At 64.3% G+C, this 15746-nt stretch carries 14 protein-coding genes, 1 tRNA gene and 1 pseudogene; 6 read left to right on the forward strand and 10 right to left on the reverse strand.

Annotated features, from left to right (window positions below; genetic code table 11):
* Nucleotides 1-3 precede the first annotated feature (3 nt).
* The 6 genes from M3I54_RS34390 to M3I54_RS34415 all read right to left on the reverse strand — a co-directional run bounded on the left by M3I54_RS34390 (nucleotide 4) and on the right by M3I54_RS34415 (nucleotide 6151).
* Entirely contained in the window at nucleotides 4-921 is a 918-nt protein-coding gene (locus tag M3I54_RS34390) for an A24 family peptidase (protein ID WP_254343870.1), read from the reverse strand.
* A 28-nt stretch (nucleotides 922-949) separates the two neighbouring features.
* Nucleotides 950-2170, reverse strand: a complete 1221-nt coding sequence (locus M3I54_RS34395; RefSeq protein WP_254343871.1) for a type II secretion system F family protein — start codon at nucleotides 2168-2170, stop codon at nucleotides 950-952.
* Nucleotides 2167-3459 (reverse strand): GspE/PulE family protein, encoded by a 1293-nt coding sequence (locus tag M3I54_RS34400; RefSeq protein WP_254343873.1) that lies wholly within the window; start codon nucleotides 3457-3459, stop codon nucleotides 2167-2169. The genes M3I54_RS34395 and M3I54_RS34400 overlap by 4 nt, the downstream gene beginning before the upstream one ends.
* A gap of 78 nt (nucleotides 3460-3537) precedes the next feature.
* Nucleotides 3538-4857: an HlyC/CorC family transporter gene (locus tag M3I54_RS34405; RefSeq protein WP_254343875.1), complete on the reverse strand. Its 1320-nt coding sequence runs from the start codon at nucleotides 4855-4857 to the stop codon at nucleotides 3538-3540.
* A 187-nt stretch (nucleotides 4858-5044) separates the two neighbouring features.
* Nucleotides 5045-5121, reverse strand: a tRNA-Pro gene (locus tag M3I54_RS34410).
* Nucleotides 5122-5158: 37 nt separating this feature from the next.
* Nucleotides 5159-6151, reverse strand: a complete 993-nt coding sequence (locus M3I54_RS34415; RefSeq protein WP_254343877.1) for a polyprenyl synthetase family protein — start codon at nucleotides 6149-6151, stop codon at nucleotides 5159-5161.
* 293 nt (nucleotides 6152-6444) lie between these two features.
* Between M3I54_RS34415 and rplU the strand changes: the two genes are divergently transcribed.
* The 4 genes from rplU to proB all read left to right on the forward strand — a co-directional run bounded on the left by rplU (nucleotide 6445) and on the right by proB (nucleotide 9554).
* The gene (gene rplU / locus M3I54_RS34420) at nucleotides 6445-6756 is read left to right on the forward strand and encodes a 50S ribosomal protein L21 (protein WP_007180329.1); all 312 of its coding nucleotides are present in this window, start codon (nucleotides 6445-6447) and stop codon (nucleotides 6754-6756) included.
* Between the two features lie 26 nt (nucleotides 6757-6782).
* Entirely contained in the window at nucleotides 6783-7046 is a 264-nt protein-coding gene (gene rpmA, locus M3I54_RS34425) for a 50S ribosomal protein L27 (protein ID WP_028207811.1), read from the forward strand.
* Nucleotides 7047-7246: 200 nt separating this feature from the next.
* Complete coding sequence (gene cgtA / locus M3I54_RS34430) at nucleotides 7247-8350, forward strand: Obg family GTPase CgtA (RefSeq protein ID WP_254343878.1); 1104 nt, start codon at nucleotides 7247-7249, stop codon at nucleotides 8348-8350.
* An 85-nt stretch (nucleotides 8351-8435) separates the two neighbouring features.
* Entirely contained in the window at nucleotides 8436-9554 is a 1119-nt protein-coding gene (proB, locus tag M3I54_RS34435) for a glutamate 5-kinase (RefSeq protein ID WP_254343879.1), read from the forward strand.
* Between the two features lie 106 nt (nucleotides 9555-9660).
* Here proB and M3I54_RS34440 read toward each other — a convergent pair whose 3' ends face one another.
* Nucleotides 9661-10428 (reverse strand): CNP1-like family protein, encoded by a 768-nt coding sequence (locus tag M3I54_RS34440; RefSeq protein WP_254343929.1) that lies wholly within the window; start codon nucleotides 10426-10428, stop codon nucleotides 9661-9663.
* A gap of 14 nt (nucleotides 10429-10442) precedes the next feature.
* A pseudogene (locus M3I54_RS34445) lies at nucleotides 10443-10926 on the reverse strand (RNA pyrophosphohydrolase); the annotation flags it as partial.
* Between the two features lie 265 nt (nucleotides 10927-11191).
* On the opposite strand from M3I54_RS34445, the gene M3I54_RS34450 reads away from it, so the two are divergent.
* Nucleotides 11192-12928, forward strand: coding sequence for a proline--tRNA ligase (locus M3I54_RS34450; RefSeq protein ID WP_254343880.1), 1737 nt, complete (start codon nucleotides 11192-11194; stop codon nucleotides 12926-12928).
* Nucleotides 12929-12963: 35 nt separating this feature from the next.
* Nucleotides 12964-13563 carry a MarC family protein gene (locus tag M3I54_RS34455; protein ID WP_254343881.1) on the forward strand — a complete coding sequence of 200 codons (600 nt, stop codon included), beginning with the start codon at nucleotides 12964-12966 and terminating at the stop codon, nucleotides 13561-13563.
* Nucleotides 13564-13650: 87 nt separating this feature from the next.
* Here M3I54_RS34455 and M3I54_RS34460 read toward each other — a convergent pair whose 3' ends face one another.
* Together M3I54_RS34460 and ffh are read right to left on the reverse strand one after the other, a co-directional pair.
* Nucleotides 13651-14202: a hypoxanthine-guanine phosphoribosyltransferase gene (locus tag M3I54_RS34460; RefSeq protein ID WP_254343882.1), complete on the reverse strand. Its 552-nt coding sequence runs from the start codon at nucleotides 14200-14202 to the stop codon at nucleotides 13651-13653.
* A gap of 148 nt (nucleotides 14203-14350) precedes the next feature.
* A complete protein-coding gene (gene ffh, locus M3I54_RS34465) occupies nucleotides 14351-15718 on the reverse strand; it encodes a signal recognition particle protein (RefSeq protein WP_254343887.1) in 1368 nt (455 codons plus the stop codon).
* Nucleotides 15719-15746: the final 28 nt, after the last annotated feature.

Genomic DNA, 15746 nt, shown 5'->3' on the forward strand with positions numbered 1-15746 from the left:
TGATCAGTTCCCCCACGCAAATACGCCATAGAGCGGTGTGCCCGCAAATAATGTGACGAGCGCGCCAGCGGCCAGATACGGGCCGAACGGCAGCGGCTCTTCGAAACGCATGCGTCCCGTCAGCGTAGCGACTATGCCGACGAGCGCGCCGGCCACTGCGGCGATTACGACGATCTGCGGCAGCGCGCTCCACCCGAGCCATGCGCCGAGCGCGGCGAGCAGTTTGAAGTCGCCGTTTCCCATGCCTTCTACACCACGCAACAGCTTGAAGACCCAATAGACGCACCAGAGCGCCAGATAACCCGCGACCGCACCGATCACCGCTTCGCGCAGCGTGACGAAGGTGCCGGCAAAATTGACCAGCAACCCGGCCCACAGCAGCGGCTGTGTGATCTCGTCGTGCAGCATCTGGTGTTCGAGGTCGATGGCGCTCGCGGCGATGAGCGTCGCGCACAGCACGAAGGCGGCGAGCGCCTTGCCGGTGGGCCCGAAGGCAAGCAATGTGCCGGCCGCGCAAGCCGCGCTCGCAATTTCGATGAGCGGGTAGCGCACGCTCACGTGTGTATGACAGTGCGAGCAGCGCCCGCGCAGCGCGACCCAACTGAGCAGCGGAATGTTTTCCCAGGCGCGCAAAACGTGACCGCAGTGCGGGCACGCGCTGCGTGGGAGCCAGAGGTTGTAGCGCGCGGGCAGCCCGTCGTCTTCGAAGAGCGGACCGGGTGTGCCGGTCGCTTCGGCCACATCGGCGCGCCACGCGCGCTCCAGCATGATCGGCAGCCGGTGCACGACGACGTTGAGAAAGCTGCCGATGACGAGCCCGAACGCAATGGCGAAGACCATGAGCACGCCGAAAGGCAGACCGGCGAGAGCGGCTGCGAGTGGCGTTGCGGTGTCGGGCGCGGAAAAAAGTTGGGCGGGCATGAGACGGAACCGGAATCTGGCAGCGATGCTACACCACGTTGCCCAGTTGAATGATGGGAAGATACATCGCAACGACGAGGCCGCCGACCAGCGCACCAAGCACGACAATCACGAGCGGCTCGCACAGGCTCGACACGAGTGCGATCTTTTCGTCGACCTGACGGTCCGCGAGCGAGGCCACATCGAGCAACATCGCGTCGAGCGCGCCCGATTCTTCCGCGACCGCAACGGGCTGAACCACATCGGCCGGAAAGCATCCCGCCGCGCGCATGGCTGCGGCGAGCCGCTCGCCGTGCCGCAGGCGCTCGCTGATAACTGCGCTCGCACGATCGAAGAATGCGTTGCCGCTTGCGTGCGCGAGCGAATCGAAGGCGTCGGCGAGTGGCGTGCCGGCGGCGAGCAGCGTGCCGAGCGCACGGCTCCAGCGGGCGGCGCACAGTGTGGTGAGCAGCGCGCCGCAAAGCGGGAGCTTCAGCATCGTGCGTCCGAACGCAATGCGTGCGGCTTCCGAGCGGCGTAAGCCCGCTTGCAGGGCGAGCGCGCCGGTGGCTGCGGCTACGGTGGCCGGCACGCTCCAGCGCGCGGCGCCCGCCGAGAGCATCAGCACGAACTGCGTGGGCGCGGGCAGTGCGGCGCCGAAGCCGTCGAAGATCTGCTTGAAGGTGGGCACGACCCAGACCAGCAACGCCGCGGTAATGACAAACGCGAGCAGCAGCACCGCGACAGGGTAGGTGAGCGCGGCGCGCACTTTGGCGCGCTGTGCGGCGGCGCGCTCGCGGTCGTCGGCGAGGCGCACGAGTACGGCGGCGAGCGCACCCGAGGCTTCGCCAACGGCGACGAGCTGGCAATACAGCGCGTTGAAGCGCGCCGGATGTTGCGCGAGCGAGTCGGCAAAGCGCAGGCCGCCGGCGATGTCGCGCGCGAGCGTCGCGGCAACGCGCGGCATGCCGTTCGGCCCCGGTGAGAGCGCGAGCAGGTCGAGCGCGTTCGCAAGCGGCAGGCCGGCGCGCAGAAGGCTTGCGAGCTGGCGTGTGAAGCGCGTGACGTCCGCGTGGCTTGCTCTGGGCGCGCCCGCGCTCGATCTGCGTTCGATGGCGAGCACGGTGATGCGCTCGCGCTTGAGCGCGACGCGCACAGCCGTGGCGTCGAACGCGATCACCGTGCCACGCTTCGTCGCGCCTGATGCATCGAGACCGCGCCACGCGAAGCGCCACTCGGATGGGCCGCGATGGGCGCGCGCGGCGCTCATGGCGCTTCCGTTGCGGCAAGCGCTTCGGCAAGGCTCGTGGTGCCGTCGCGCACGCGTGCGAGCGCTGCGTCGCGCAAAGTTGCCACACCGCTTCTGCGTGCTTCGCGAGCGATTTCGTGCGCGCCGCGCCCTGTGACGATCAGGTCGCGTATGGTCTCCGAAATCGGCAAGACCTCGTGAATACCCACGCGACCGCGATAGCCGATGCCGTGGCAAGCCTCGCAGCCGCGCGCGACATAAGGCTGCGTCATGTCACTGTCGTGCACGGTCAGGCCCGCTGCGATGAGCGCCCCCTGCGAAGCTTCGCCGCGCACGCGGCATTGCGGACATAGCCGCCGCACGAGACGTTGCGCCGTGACGAGCCGCAACGAGCCCGCCAGGTTGTACGGTTCGACGCCGATGTCGACGAGCCGTGCGCAGGCCGCGCTGGCGTCGTTCGTGTGCACGGTCGAGAGTACGAGATGGCCGGTCTGCGCGGCCTTGACGGCCACGCTGGCGGTTTCTTCGTCGCGAATTTCGCCAATCATGATGACGTCCGGGTCCTGGCGCAGCAGCGCACGCAGTGCTACCGCAAAGGTGAGCCCGGCTTTCTCGCGCACGTTGACCTGATTGATGCCCGCGAGCTGGATTTCGGCGGGATCTTCCACCGAGCAGAGATTATGCGCCGTGACGTTGAGCCTTTGCAGGAAACAGTAGAGCGAGAGCGTCTTGCCGCTGCCGGTGGGGCCCGTGACGAGGACAAGACCATGCGGCGCGCTGATCGCTTCGGCTACTGCGTGCAGTTGAGCTTCATCGAGCCCGAGCTCGGTAAGAGACAGATCTGCGGGAAGCGCTTCGAGCCTGCGCAACACGAGCTTTTCGCCGTGAAGCGTAGGCAGCGAATTCACGCGATAGTCATCGGCGGCTTGCGACGCCGCGGAGGGCGCAAGCCGCAGTCTGCCGTCCTGCGGAATGCGCCGCTCGGCGATGTCCATGCGCGCGAGCACCTTGATGCGCGTGACGAACGCATCGCGCAGATGCGCAGGCGGCCGCGCCATCTCGTGCAGCACGCCGTCGATGCGCAGACGCACGCGCCAACCCTGTTCCATCGGCTCGATGTGCAGATCCGAAGCGTTGCGCCGCGCGGCTTCGCGCAGCGTTTCGGATAGCAGGCGAACGGCGGGTGCGTCATCGATCTGCGGTGCAGAAAGAGGTGAGGGTGTGCGCGCCGTTGACCCACCGCCGGTACCGCCTTCGGAAGCCACGGCGGCGAAAGGGCGCGCACGATAAGGAGCAGAAAGCATCGACATGCCGGCGCGAAGCCGCCTCGAACAGATGACGCCTTCATCATGGCGTGCGGCGCACTGCGCCGCCACCTGGCCGAACGGCTAACGTCCCGGCAGCAGCTTCTTCGCCTTTTGCAGCGTACCCTGGCGCGGCTTGGCGCCAGGCTTGAAGAGCTTGACCGTACGTACGGCCTGGTCGTCGCTGCGTAGCACTTCGAGCTTCACGTCGCCGATCTGCAGGCATACGTCGCCTTCGGGAATCTCTTCGAGCATTTCGAGGATCAGGCCGTTGAGCGTCTTGGGCCCATCCGTGGGCAGCTTGATATGAAGCCAGCGATTGAGTTCGCGCAAAGGCATGCTGCCCGGCACGATGCATTCGCCTTCGTCGTTCCAGCCGCCGCGTCCGGTGCCGCTGCGCGGCATCGACGTGGTGAATTCGCCTATCAGCTCCTCGATGATGTCTTCGGGCGTCACGAGCCCTTCCATTTCGCCGTACTCGTTCACGACGAGCGCGATGCGATGGCGGCTTTCCTGGAAGTACTGAAGTTGCTGGAACCCGGGCGTGCCCGTGGGCACGAAGTACGGCTCGGCGAGCAGTTCGCGCAGCGTCTCGCGCTCGAACTCCTGGTTATGGAGCGCGGCCAGCGTCTTGCGCACATGCAGCACGCCAAGCACGCGGTCGATGTCGCCTTGATAGACGATCAGCTTGTTGTGATAGCAAGTCTCGAGCTGATGCAGGATGTCTTCGAGCGGGGCATCGTAGTCGAGCGCCTCGATGCGCCGGCGCGGAATCATCACGTCGTCGACGGTGATGTTTTCCAGATCGAACAGGTTGAGCAGGATGCTGCGGTGCTTGGTCGGCATGAAGCTGCCCGACTCGAGCACGATGGTGCGCAACTCCTCGGTGGATAGCCGCTGGTCATGCGCCTTGTGCGTATTGATGTGGAGTATGCGCAGGATGGTGTTCGCAAACATGTTGACGAACCAGATGAGTGGCTTCGTCACACGCATGAGCGGCGCGATCAAGAGGCTAGCGGGCAGCGCGATTTTTTCCGGAAACGTTGCGCCCACAATCTTCGGCGTGATTTCCGCGAACACGATGATGAGAAACGCGACGATGCCCGTAGCGATCGAGAGTACGAGGTTGTTGCGGCCGAAGGTATGGAGCGCGATCGAGGTCGTGAGGACCGGGATGATGGTGTTGAAGAGATTGTTGCCGATCAGGATCACCGAAAGCAGCAGGTCGGTGCGCGCGAGCAGCTTCTGGGTGGTCTTCGCGCCGAGCGTGCCGTGATTGGCAAGGTATTTGAGCCGATGGCGATTGAGCGCCATCATCGCCGTTTCGGAGATGGAGAAGAAGCTGGAGCAGATGAGCAGGACGAAGACGGCGCAAATCTGCGCCCATAAGGGAAGGTGGTCCACGCGTCGAGAAAATGAGGGGGAGCGGATGGGGAAACTATAACAGAGGGGTACCGTAGTACCAGGGCCACTGGCCGAACGGACAAGGCCGCTGCCATCTGCGCGAAGCGTGGTGCGTCGGACAGGACTCAGTGCAGGAGATACAGGCGAAAAAAAACCGCGCAATGCATGCGCGGTTTTTCTCGAATTCTGGTCGGGGTGAGAGGATTCGAACCTCCGGCCTCTACGTCCCGAACGTAGCGCTCTACCAGGCTAAGCTACACCCCGAATTTACTGCGGGACTCCACAACCAGCTTCGTCTGTTTCAAGACTGGCGCGTCGTCGAGTAAGAACATAATTCTAGCAGGCTATCTTTGTAAATGGAAGGGGGGAACGCTGAAATCGCATCGGCGGCGGCCTGCGCCTCGGTGCGCGCGCATTGCAGCGTGTGTTCGAGCGCGCCCGAACGCGTGATCGCCGCGAAGATCTCGTCGAAGCGCGTCGTGCCGCCTTGCTCGATCGCTTCGCGCGCAAGCGCGGCTTCCGCGGCCGTGCCGTGCTCGATCAGCCAGATGAGCGGCAGCGTGGGCTTGCCTTCGCGCAGGTCGTCGCCCGCGTTTTTACCCATCGATTCAGGCGTGCCCGTGTAGTCGAGCCAGTCGTCCATGATCTGGAATGCCGTGCCGATGCGCCGCCCGTATTCGGCCGCGGCTTCCTCGGTGCACGCATCGGCCCCCGAAAGCACCGCGCCGAGCTGTGCCGCGGCTTCGAAAAGCTTGGCGGTCTTGTAGCGGATCACCTGCATGTAGCGGTCGGTGTCCACGTCGGCGTCGTGCATGTTCAGGAGCTGCAGGACTTCACCTTCGGAGATGATCGTCGTGGCGGCGGACAGAATTTCCATCACGCGCATCTTGCCGACGCCCACCATCATCTCGAACGAGCGCGAATACAGGTAATCGCCCACCAGCACGCTGGCGGCGTTGCCGAACAGCGCGTTGGCCGTCTGGCGGCCGCGCCGCAGGTCCGATTCGTCGACGACGTCGTCGTGCAGGAGCGTCGCCGTGTGAATGAACTCGACGACCGCCGCGAGCACATGGCGCTCCGTGCCGTGGTCGCCGAGCGCGCCGGCCACCATCAGCAGAAGCGCCGGACGCAGCCGCTTGCCGCCCGCGCCGATGATGTACTCGGAGATCTGGTTGATCAGCATCACCTCGGACGCCAGGCTCTGCCGGATGACACGATTCACCTGCTCCATGTCACTGGCGATGGGTGCAAGCAGGGTGGCTGCGCTGGGGGATGGGGTGGCGGTGGACGACATGATGGCAAATATGGGTAGTGCCGCGGATTATAAGGCGAATCGACTGCATGCCGGACGCTCCGCTGCCGTCCGGCCGATGGCTCCCTCTATTTTCGAGCGGCCCGGGCGGCCGCATGGGTGCTGGCGCTATGCCGCGCGGATAGCCCTGGGGCCCATCTGGCGGGCCCCAAGTCCCTTGCGCACACTCGCGCAACCGAGTTGCATGTGTTTTGACCGCGAAGCTAACTCTATGTATAATCTAAGGTTTCGGGCGCGCAGTGTGCCTGAAAAGATTACTCAGAGTGAGGTTCTCAATGTACGCGGTCATAAAAACCGGCGGCAAGCAGTACAAAGTTGCCGTTGGCGAAAAACTTAAAGTAGAACAGATACCGGCTGACATTGACGCAGAAATCACGCTCGACCAGGTTCTCGCAGTGGGCGAAGGCGAATCGATTAAGTTCGGTACGCCGCTGGTCAGTGGGGCTTCCGTCAAGGCCACCGTTGTGTCGCAAGGCCGACACGCCAAAGTGACCATCTTCAAGATGCGTCGCCGGAAGCACTACCAGAAGCATGGCGGCCACCGCCAGAACTACACCGAACTGCGCATCGACGCGATCAACGCGTAAGCGCACGCAGGTAAAGGAGCAAACAAATGGCACACAAAAAGGCAGGCGGGTCGTCACGTAACGGCCGCGACTCAGAGTCGAAACGACTTGGCGTCAAGGTGTACGGCGGCCAGGCGATCCTCGCAGGCGGCATCATCGTTCGCCAGCGCGGCACGCGCATGCACCCGGGCCTGAACGTCGGCATCGGCAAGGACCACACGCTGTACGCGCTGGTCGACGGCCACGTCGCGTTCACGATCAAGGGCGCAGCCAACAAGCAACTGGTCAACGTCGTCCCGGCAGCGGCCTAAGCTTTAGACCGCTTGCGAGCGGGCTGCACGCGACGCAAAGAAGGCCCCGCGAAGTTTGCGGGGCCTTTTTATTTATCTGCAGTCTTTCGGGGTCGTAACGACCTTCCGTTGGCTTGCGGAACGTCGTTGGCCGTTCGGCCAGGTTGGCCAGTTTCGGCCATGGCGGGCAAAATATCGATATTCACGGGACGGAGTAACTCATGAAGTTCATTGACGAAGCGAAGATCGAAGTCATCGCCGGCGATGGGGGCGATGGCAGCGCGTCGATGCGACGCGAGAAGTTCGTCCCGTTCGGCGGGCCGGACGGCGGTGACGGCGGGCGCGGCGGCAGCGTCTACGCGGTCGGTGACCGCAACATCAACACGCTCATCGACTACCGCTACACAAAGAAGCACCAGGCGCGCAACGGCGAGAACGGCCGCGGCTCGGACTGCTACGGCAAGGGCGGCGACGACATCACGCTGCGCATGCCGGTGGGCACAGCCATCACCGACCAGGACACGGGCGAGTTGATCGCAGACCTGACCGAGCACGATCAGCAAGTCATGGTCGCGAAGGGCGGCGCGGGTGGCCTCGGCAACCTGCATTTCAAGTCCTCCACGAACCGCGCGCCGCGTCAGAAGACCGACGGCAAGCCCGGCGAGCGCCGCATGCTCAAGCTGGAACTGAAAGTGCTGGCCGACGTCGGCCTGCTCGGCATGCCGAACGCGGGCAAGTCCACGTTCATCTCCTCGGTGTCGAACGCGAAGCCCAAGATTGCCGACTACCCGTTCACGACACTCGCGCCGAATCTGGGCGTGGTGCGCGTGGGGCCGAGCAAGAGCTTCGTGATCGCCGACATTCCGGGCCTGATCGAAGGCGCCGCCGAAGGCGCGGGCCTCGGTCACCAGTTCCTGCGCCACCTGCAGCGCACGAACCTGCTGCTGCATCTGGTCGACCTCGCGCCGTTCGACGAAAGCGTCGATCCGGTTGCGGAGGCGAAGGCGATCGTCGGCGAGCTGCGCAAGTACGACGAGACGCTCTATGAAAAGCCGCGCTGGCTCGTGCTGAACAAGCTCGACATGGTGCCGGAGGAAGAGCGCGCCGAGCGCGTTGCCGACTTCGTGAAACGGTTCGAGTGGGACGGTCCCGTGTTCGAGATTTCCGCGCTCACGGGGCAGGGCTGCGAAAACCTGTGTTACGCGGTGTACGACTACGTCAGTGCGCACTCGGACGCGCGCCGTGCAGCGGAAGCCGAAGACCTCGCATCCGACGTGCGCTTCCGTGAGGGGCAAGGCGGGAACGCGGAGCAGCCTCAGGAGTAATTCGCCGCGCCGGCCGGCGCGCGAGCCGCGCAGGCCGAGCCAAGGAAACGTCACGCGTCATCAGTCATTTGGGAGACCGCGCAGCATGCGTTCCGTCATCGCCGATTCGCGGCGTCTGGTAGTGAAAGTCGGTTCGAGCCTCGTCACCAACGACGGTCGCGGGCTCGATCATGCGGCAATCGGCCGCTGGGCCGCGCAGATTGCGGCGCTGCGAGCGCAGGGCAAGGAAGTCGTGCTCGTGAGTTCGGGCGCGATCGCCGAAGGCATGCAACGGCTCGGCTGGACGAAGCGGCCGCGCGAGATCGACGAGCTTCAGGCTGCCGCGGCAGTCGGGCAGATGGGGCTCGCTCAAGTCTATGAAAGCCGCTTTGCCGAGCACGACATTCGCACTGCGCAGATCCTGCTCACGCATGCCGACCTGGCTGACCGCGAGCGCTATCTCAATGCGCGTTCCACGTTGCTCACGCTGCTGCGCCTGGGCGTCGTGCCGATCATCAACGAGAACGACACCGTGGTCACCGACGAAATCAAGTTCGGCGACAACGACACGCTCGGCGCGCTCGTCGCGAACCTGATCGAAGGCGATGCGCTCATCATCCTCACCGACCAAAGCGGCCTTTATACGGCCGATCCGCGCAAGGATCCGAGCGCGACGCTCGTGCAGGAAGCCGACGCAGGCAAGCCGGAGCTCGAGGCAATGGCGGGCGGCGCAGGGTCGAGCATCGGCCGCGGCGGCATGCTCACCAAGATCCTCGCGGCCAAGCGCGCCGCGCATAGCGGCGCGAACACGGTGATCGCGAGCGGGCGTGAAGCGCAAGTGCTCGTGCGTCTGGCTGGGGGCGAGGCGATCGGCACGCAACTCATCGCACGCACGGCGCGCATGGCGGCGCGCAAGCAGTGGATGGCCGACCACCTGCAGGTGCGCGGCCACGTCGTGATCGACGACGGCGCGGTGCAGAAGCTCATGGCAGACGGCAAGAGCCTGCTGCCCATTGGCGTGACCGGCGTGCAGGGCGCGTTTGCGCGCGGTGAAGTGATCGCTTGCCTGAGCGGTGCGGGCGTGGAAGTGGCGCGCGGGCTTACCAACTACAGCAGCGCGGAAACGAAGCTGATTCAGCGTCATCCGAGTGGCGAGATCGAGGGCATCCTGGGCTATATGCTCGAGCCGGAGCTGATCCACCGCGACAATCTCGTGCTGGTTTGACGGCTGTTTCCAGCCAGCCGCGCATCGCCAAAAGTTAAAAAGCCGCTGTGGCCAAAGGCCGCAGCGGCTTTTTTCATGCCCATTACAGCATGCGGTGGCGCAACTTTTAACGCACCAGCGTCGACTGCGTGCGGCCGTAGCGCAGGTTCTCGATGAGGGTCGACGCCTTCGCGATCGGCATCTTGTTGGCGCAGAAGTAGTCCTGATAAAGCCTCGACTGGTACGCATTGAGCGTACCGTTCTCGATGCGCGACCAGTTGTTCGCGACGGTCTGGTCCCAGCCGTTGTGATCGGCGTCGAGGCTCGCGTAGAGGCGCCACTCGTAGGTGTCGCAGCGAATCCCTTCGTAATTCACGTTACGTGCGCCAGTCGGGCTCGTGATAACGATCGTGTAGCGCACGACGCCATCCGTGCCGACCGTGAGCGATGCAGGATCGACGGCGAACTTTAGCGGCGAATTGTTCGAGACGTCGAACGGCAGCAGCGTCGCGCCTGCCTGCGGCAGCGGCGGCAGACCCTCGAGCTTGTTTTCCTGCCATTCGCCCTTGCGGTCCAGAAGGTAGACGAACGTGCTGTCGTCCTTGTTCGTGGGACCGGAACTGGAGCACGCGGCCAGTCCTGACACAAGCAGCACACCGCCTGCGGCGCATGCCGCAGCAAGAGCAAATCGTTTCAAATTGGTTTTCCTCGAAGCACGGGCGCGAGTGACGAACGAACTGCGCCGCGAATGCGAACCGGCGGGGCCCGGCGCGGGTTGCGCGCGGGGCGTACGTTCGGGCACGCTTTCTGCCGCGACATCGTACGGCTCGGCGTGCACCGCGTCTGCGTGTGCCGACGTCACGATGCGCGGGTAGCGCACCTCGTGAGCCTGCACGCCCAGGCGCTCCTGACGCGGCGCGGGCCGTCGCAGGAAGCGCGAGAGCTCGGTCAGCGCGAGCTGATAGACGTCACGCTTGAACTCGATGACCGCTTCGAGCGGTACCCAGTATTCGTTCCAGCGCCACGCATCGAACTCGGGATGCTCCGTTGCCCGCAGGCAGATATCGCAGTCGCGCCCGACCATACGCAGCAGAAACCAGATCTGTTTCTGACCGCGATAATGGCCGCGCACCTCTCGCTTGATGAACTTGTCCGGCACCTCATAACGCAACCAGTCGCGTGTGCGACCGACGATCTTGACGTGCTCCGGATGCAAACCGGTTTCTTCGTGCAACTCCCGAAACATTGCCTGCATGGGGGTTTCACCATACTTGATGCCCCCTTGCGGAAACTGCCAGGAATGTTCGCGAACCCGCTTGCCCCAAAACACCTCGTTTCGCGCGTTCAAGAGGATGATGCCGACGTTCGGGCGAAACCCCTCACGATCCAGCATACAACCACCTTCGAATCCTTTAAAATTGCTTTGATTATAAACAGATAACGGTCCTCACGCACCCGGCGTCCGTGACCCGGCGTCCGGAAAGTTGAGCGAATGGCCGCGACCGCGCAAAACGGTCTCGGAGCGCGATCGGCTTCGAATCTGGCCGGCTTCATCGGCACGGCACCCGGCGCGTTGTCATAATGGCGGGTTCGTGAACTCCTCCGTTGGTCACTTTTTCGGGCGGTCTGCACCGGGCCGCCGCTTTTGGATAATTTGAATGAAAGCCTCCCGTTTCTTTATCGGCACCCTGAAGGAAGCGCCCGCTGACGCGGAAATCGTCAGCCACAAGCTGATGGTTCGCGCGGGCATGATCCGTCGCATCGCTGGCGGCATTTATAACTATCTGCCGATCGGCCTGCGTTCGATCCGCAAGGTCGAGCAGATCGTGCGCGAGGAAATGAACCGCGCTGGCGCAATCGAGCTGCTCATGCCGGCCGTGCAGCCGGCCGAGCTGTGGCAGGAATCGGGTCGCTGGGAACAATACGGGCCGGAACTGCTGCGCTTCAAGGATCGCAAGCAGAGCGACTTCGTGATGGGTCCGACGCACGAAGAGGTCGTCACCGACATCGCGCGTGGCCAGATCAAGAGCTATCGCCAACTGCCGGTGAACTTCTATCAGGTGCAGACGAAGTTCCGCGACGAAATCCGTCCCCGTTTCGGCGTGATGCGCGGGCGCGAATTCATCATGAAGGACGCGTACTCGTTCGATAAGGACGTCGAAGGTCTCAAGCTCTCCTACCAGAAGATGTACGACGCTTACGTGCGCATCTTCACGCGTCTCGGCCTGCAGTTCCGCGCAGTCGCGGCCGACAACGGCTCGATCGGCGGCAGCGGCTCGCACGAATTCCACGTGATCGCGGAAACGGGCGAGGACGATATCGCCTACTGCCCGACCTCGGAGTTCGCGGCCAACGTCGAAGCCGCCGAAGCGCTGCCGCTCGTCGCGCAGCGCGGCGCCCCTACGCAGGTGCTCACGAAAACGCCCACGCCGGGCGCGGCCAAGTGCGAGGCAGTTGCTGAGTTGCTCGGCATTCCGCTTGAAAGCACGATCAAGTCGATCATCCTCGCGACGGACAACGAGGGCGCCGAGCCCACGATCTGGCTGCTGATGCTGCGCGGCGACCACGACCTGAACGAGATCAAGGTCGGCAAGCTCGAAGGCCTGAGCGGCTTCCGCTTCGCTACCGAAGCGGAAATCGTCGAGTGGTTCGGCACGCCGCCGGGCTACCTCGGTCCGCTCAACACGAAGAAGCCGGTCAAGGTGATCGCCGATCGCACGGTCGCGAACATGAGCGATTTCGTGGTCGGCACGAACGAAGTCGATTTCCACACCACGGGCGTGAACTGGGGCCGCGACTTGCCCGAGCCGGTCGTCGCCGACATCCGCAACGTGAAGAAGGGCGATCCCTCGCCGGACGGCAAGGGCGTGATCGACATTTGCCGTGGCATCGAAGTGGGCCACGTGTTCCAGCTCGGCACGAAGTACTCGGAAGCGATGAACGCCACCTTCCTCGCCGAGAACGGCAAGCCTGCGCCGATGCAGATGGGCTGCTACGGCATTGGCGTCACGCGTATTCTCGGTGCAGCCATCGAGCAGAACTTCGACGAGAAGGGCATCATCTGGCCTGAGTCGATCGCGCCGTTCCAGGTCGTCGTGTGCCCGATGGGCATGGACCGCAGCGAGCTCGTGCGCGAGCGCGCCGAGCGCGTCTACAACGAACTCGTCCAAGCGGGCGTGGACGCGATTCTCGACGACCGCGGCGAGCGCCCGGGCGTGATGTTCGCCGACTGGGAGCTGATCGGCGTGCCGCATCGTCTCGTGATCGGCGAGCGCGGCCTGAAGGACGGCAAGATCGAGTACCAGGGCCGCCGCGATACCGAAGCGACGCTGCTGCCGGCCGATGAGGCCGTGCAGACGGTGGCGCAGAAGATCCGCGCGGCGCTCGCGGTTTAACGACGATCCATCACGGTTAAAGGGGCGCTGCGAGCGTGGAGTATAGTTTTCTGTCCGCTACGGTCCTGCTGCTCCTCATCACCGACCCGCTCGGTAATATTCCGCTCTTCATCAGCTGCTTGCGCGGCGTCGCCAAGCAGCGCCGCGCGATCGTGATCCTGCGCGAGGTCGCGATTGCGTTCGTGATCCTGCTCATCTTCATGGTCGCCGGCAACAGCTTCCTGCGCATGATGGGGCTCACGGATACCTCGCTGCGCATCGGCGGCGGCATCGTGCTGTTCCTCATCGCGCTGCGCATGATCTTTCCGCATCCGGGCGGCCCGTTCGGCGGCGGCGACAAGGGCGGCGAGCCGCTCATCGTGCCGCTCGCCATTCCCGCGCTGGCGGGGCCTTCGGCGCTTGCTACGGTCATGCTGCTCACCTCGCAGGCGCCTGGCAAACTCTATGAATGGATGACGGCGCTCGTCGTGACGATGGTGATCTGCGCGATCGTGCTGGTGATGGCGGAGCGCATCCAGCAGTTGCTGGGCGAGCGCGTGGTGACGGCCTTCGAGCGGCTGATGGGTCTCGTTCTCGTGGCGATATCGGTGGAGATGATCCTCGCGGGAATCGCCAACTTCGTGCATCACCTCTGACGTCGCGTGCAGCGGGCGTCGCAGGCAACAAAAAAGCAGCCCGCGGGCTGCTTTTTTTCATGGTGCGTCAGAAAGTCGACGCGCGCTTCACGCGCCTTCGGTCAGCGCGCGGATGGTCGGCAAATTGCGCCAGTAACCCTTGGCGTCCATGCCGCAGCCGAACACGTAGCGGTCCGGCACCGAAAAGCCGCAGTAGTCGGGATGCAGCGGCTTGGCCTTCGTGAGGGTCTTTTCGCACAGCACGGCCGAGAGGAAACGCTTCGCGCCCATGTCCATGATGCGGTCGCGAATCGCGGCCATGGTCTCGCCTTCGTCGAGGATGTCGTCGAGCACGAGCACTACCCGGTCCTTCACCGACTCGCGCGGCGCCACGCGCCACTGCATCTCGGCGCTGCCCTTGATCGCGTTGCGGTAGCGCGTGAGGTGGATGTAGTCGAACTCGAGCGGGAAGTCGAGGTGCGGCAGCAGCATGCCGGTGAACACCGCGGCACCGCCCATCACCGACAGCACGAGCGGGAAGTCCTCGCTGATCTCGGCGCGGATGGCTTCGGCCATCCGGCCGATCGACGCATTGACGTCGCCCTCCGAAACGATCTCTTCGGAGTGGCGGATAATGTGCAGGGCTTCTTCGCGATTCATGACTCTGGCGGGAAGGTAGCTGTAGCTATTGAAGTGTGGAAAATAACGGCGGCGCGCGCTACAGCATAAACCCGCGCATTTGGTCCGTCGCGCGCCGCGTCGAGTGGGGCCGCCAGCGCGCGCGATGTGCGCCGCGCGGCCCGCAGGATCAGCGCATGCCCGGCATCATGCCCTTCATGCCGCGCATCATCTTTTGCAGATTGCCGCCTTTGAGCTTCTTCATCATGGTGCGCATCTGCTCGTACTGGTTGAGCATACGGTTCACTTCCTGAACCTGCACGCCGGCGCCCGCCGCAATGCGGCGCTTGCGCGTGGCCTTGATGAGTTCGGGCTTGGCGCGCTCGGCGGCCGTCATCGAGTTGATGATGCCTTCCATGCGGCGCATCTGCTTCTCGGCCTGGCCCATGTTGGCGCCCGAGGCGGCCTGCTGGAACTGCGCGGGCAGCTTGTCCATGAGCGACGACAGGCCACCCATGTTCTTCATTTGCGAGAGCTGCGCGCGGAAATCGTTGAGGTCGAAGTCGCCGCCTTTCTTGACCTTGTCGGCGAGCTTTTGCGCGGCCTGGACGTCCACGCCGCGCTGCGCTTCCTCGACGAGAGCGAGAATGTCGCCCATGCCGAGAATACGGTTCGCCATGCGGTCCGGGTGGAACACCTCGAGGCCGTCGAGCTTTTCCGCGACGCCGACGAACTTGATCGGCTTGCCCGTGATGTGGCGCACAGAGAGCGCCGCGCCGCCGCGCGAGTCGCCGTCGAGCTTGGTGAGCACGACGCCGGTGAGCGGCAGGGCGTCGTTGAACGCCTTCGCGGTGTTGACCGCGTCCTGGCCGAGCATGGCGTCCACCACGAAGAGCGTTTCAGCCGGCTTGAGCGTGGAGTGCAGCGCGGTGATCTCGTTCATCATCGCCTCGTCGATACCGAGGCGGCCGGCCGTGTCGACGAGCAGCACGTCGTGATAGTGGCGTTTGGCCCAGTCGACCGCCGCGGCGGCGATCTCGACGGGCTTCTGGTCAGGCTGCGAGGGGAAGAAGTCGGCGCCGACCTGTTCCGTCACCGTCTTCAACTGCGCGATAGCGGCAGGGCGGTAGACGTCGCACGAAACGGTGAGTACCTTCTTCTTGTACTTCTCGCGCAGGAGCTTGGCGAGCTTGCCGGTGGTGGTGGTTTTACCGGCGCCCTGCAGACCCGCCATGAGGATGACGGCAGGCGGCGTGACGGCGAGATCGAGTTCGGCGGCCTTGCCTTCGTAGTCGCCGCCGATCACGGCGGTCAGCTCGCGCTGCACCACGCCGACGAGCGCCTGGCCCGGCGAGAGGCTGGCGATCACATCCTCGCCGAGCGCCTTCTCTTTCACCTTGGCGATGAATTCGCGCACGACGGGCAGCGCCACGTCCGCTTCGAGCAGGGCGAGACGCACCTCGCGCAGCATTTCCTGCGTATTGGCTTCGGTCAGCCGGGCTTCGCCGCGCAGCGTCTTGACGACGCGCGCCATCCGTTGAGTGAGATTGTCGAGCATGGGGAGGCGGTGAGCAGTGCGGCCCCGC

This window comes from Paraburkholderia sp. CNPSo 3274 (genome assembly GCF_024206475.1).
Lineage (GTDB): Bacteria > Pseudomonadota > Gammaproteobacteria > Burkholderiales > Burkholderiaceae > Paraburkholderia.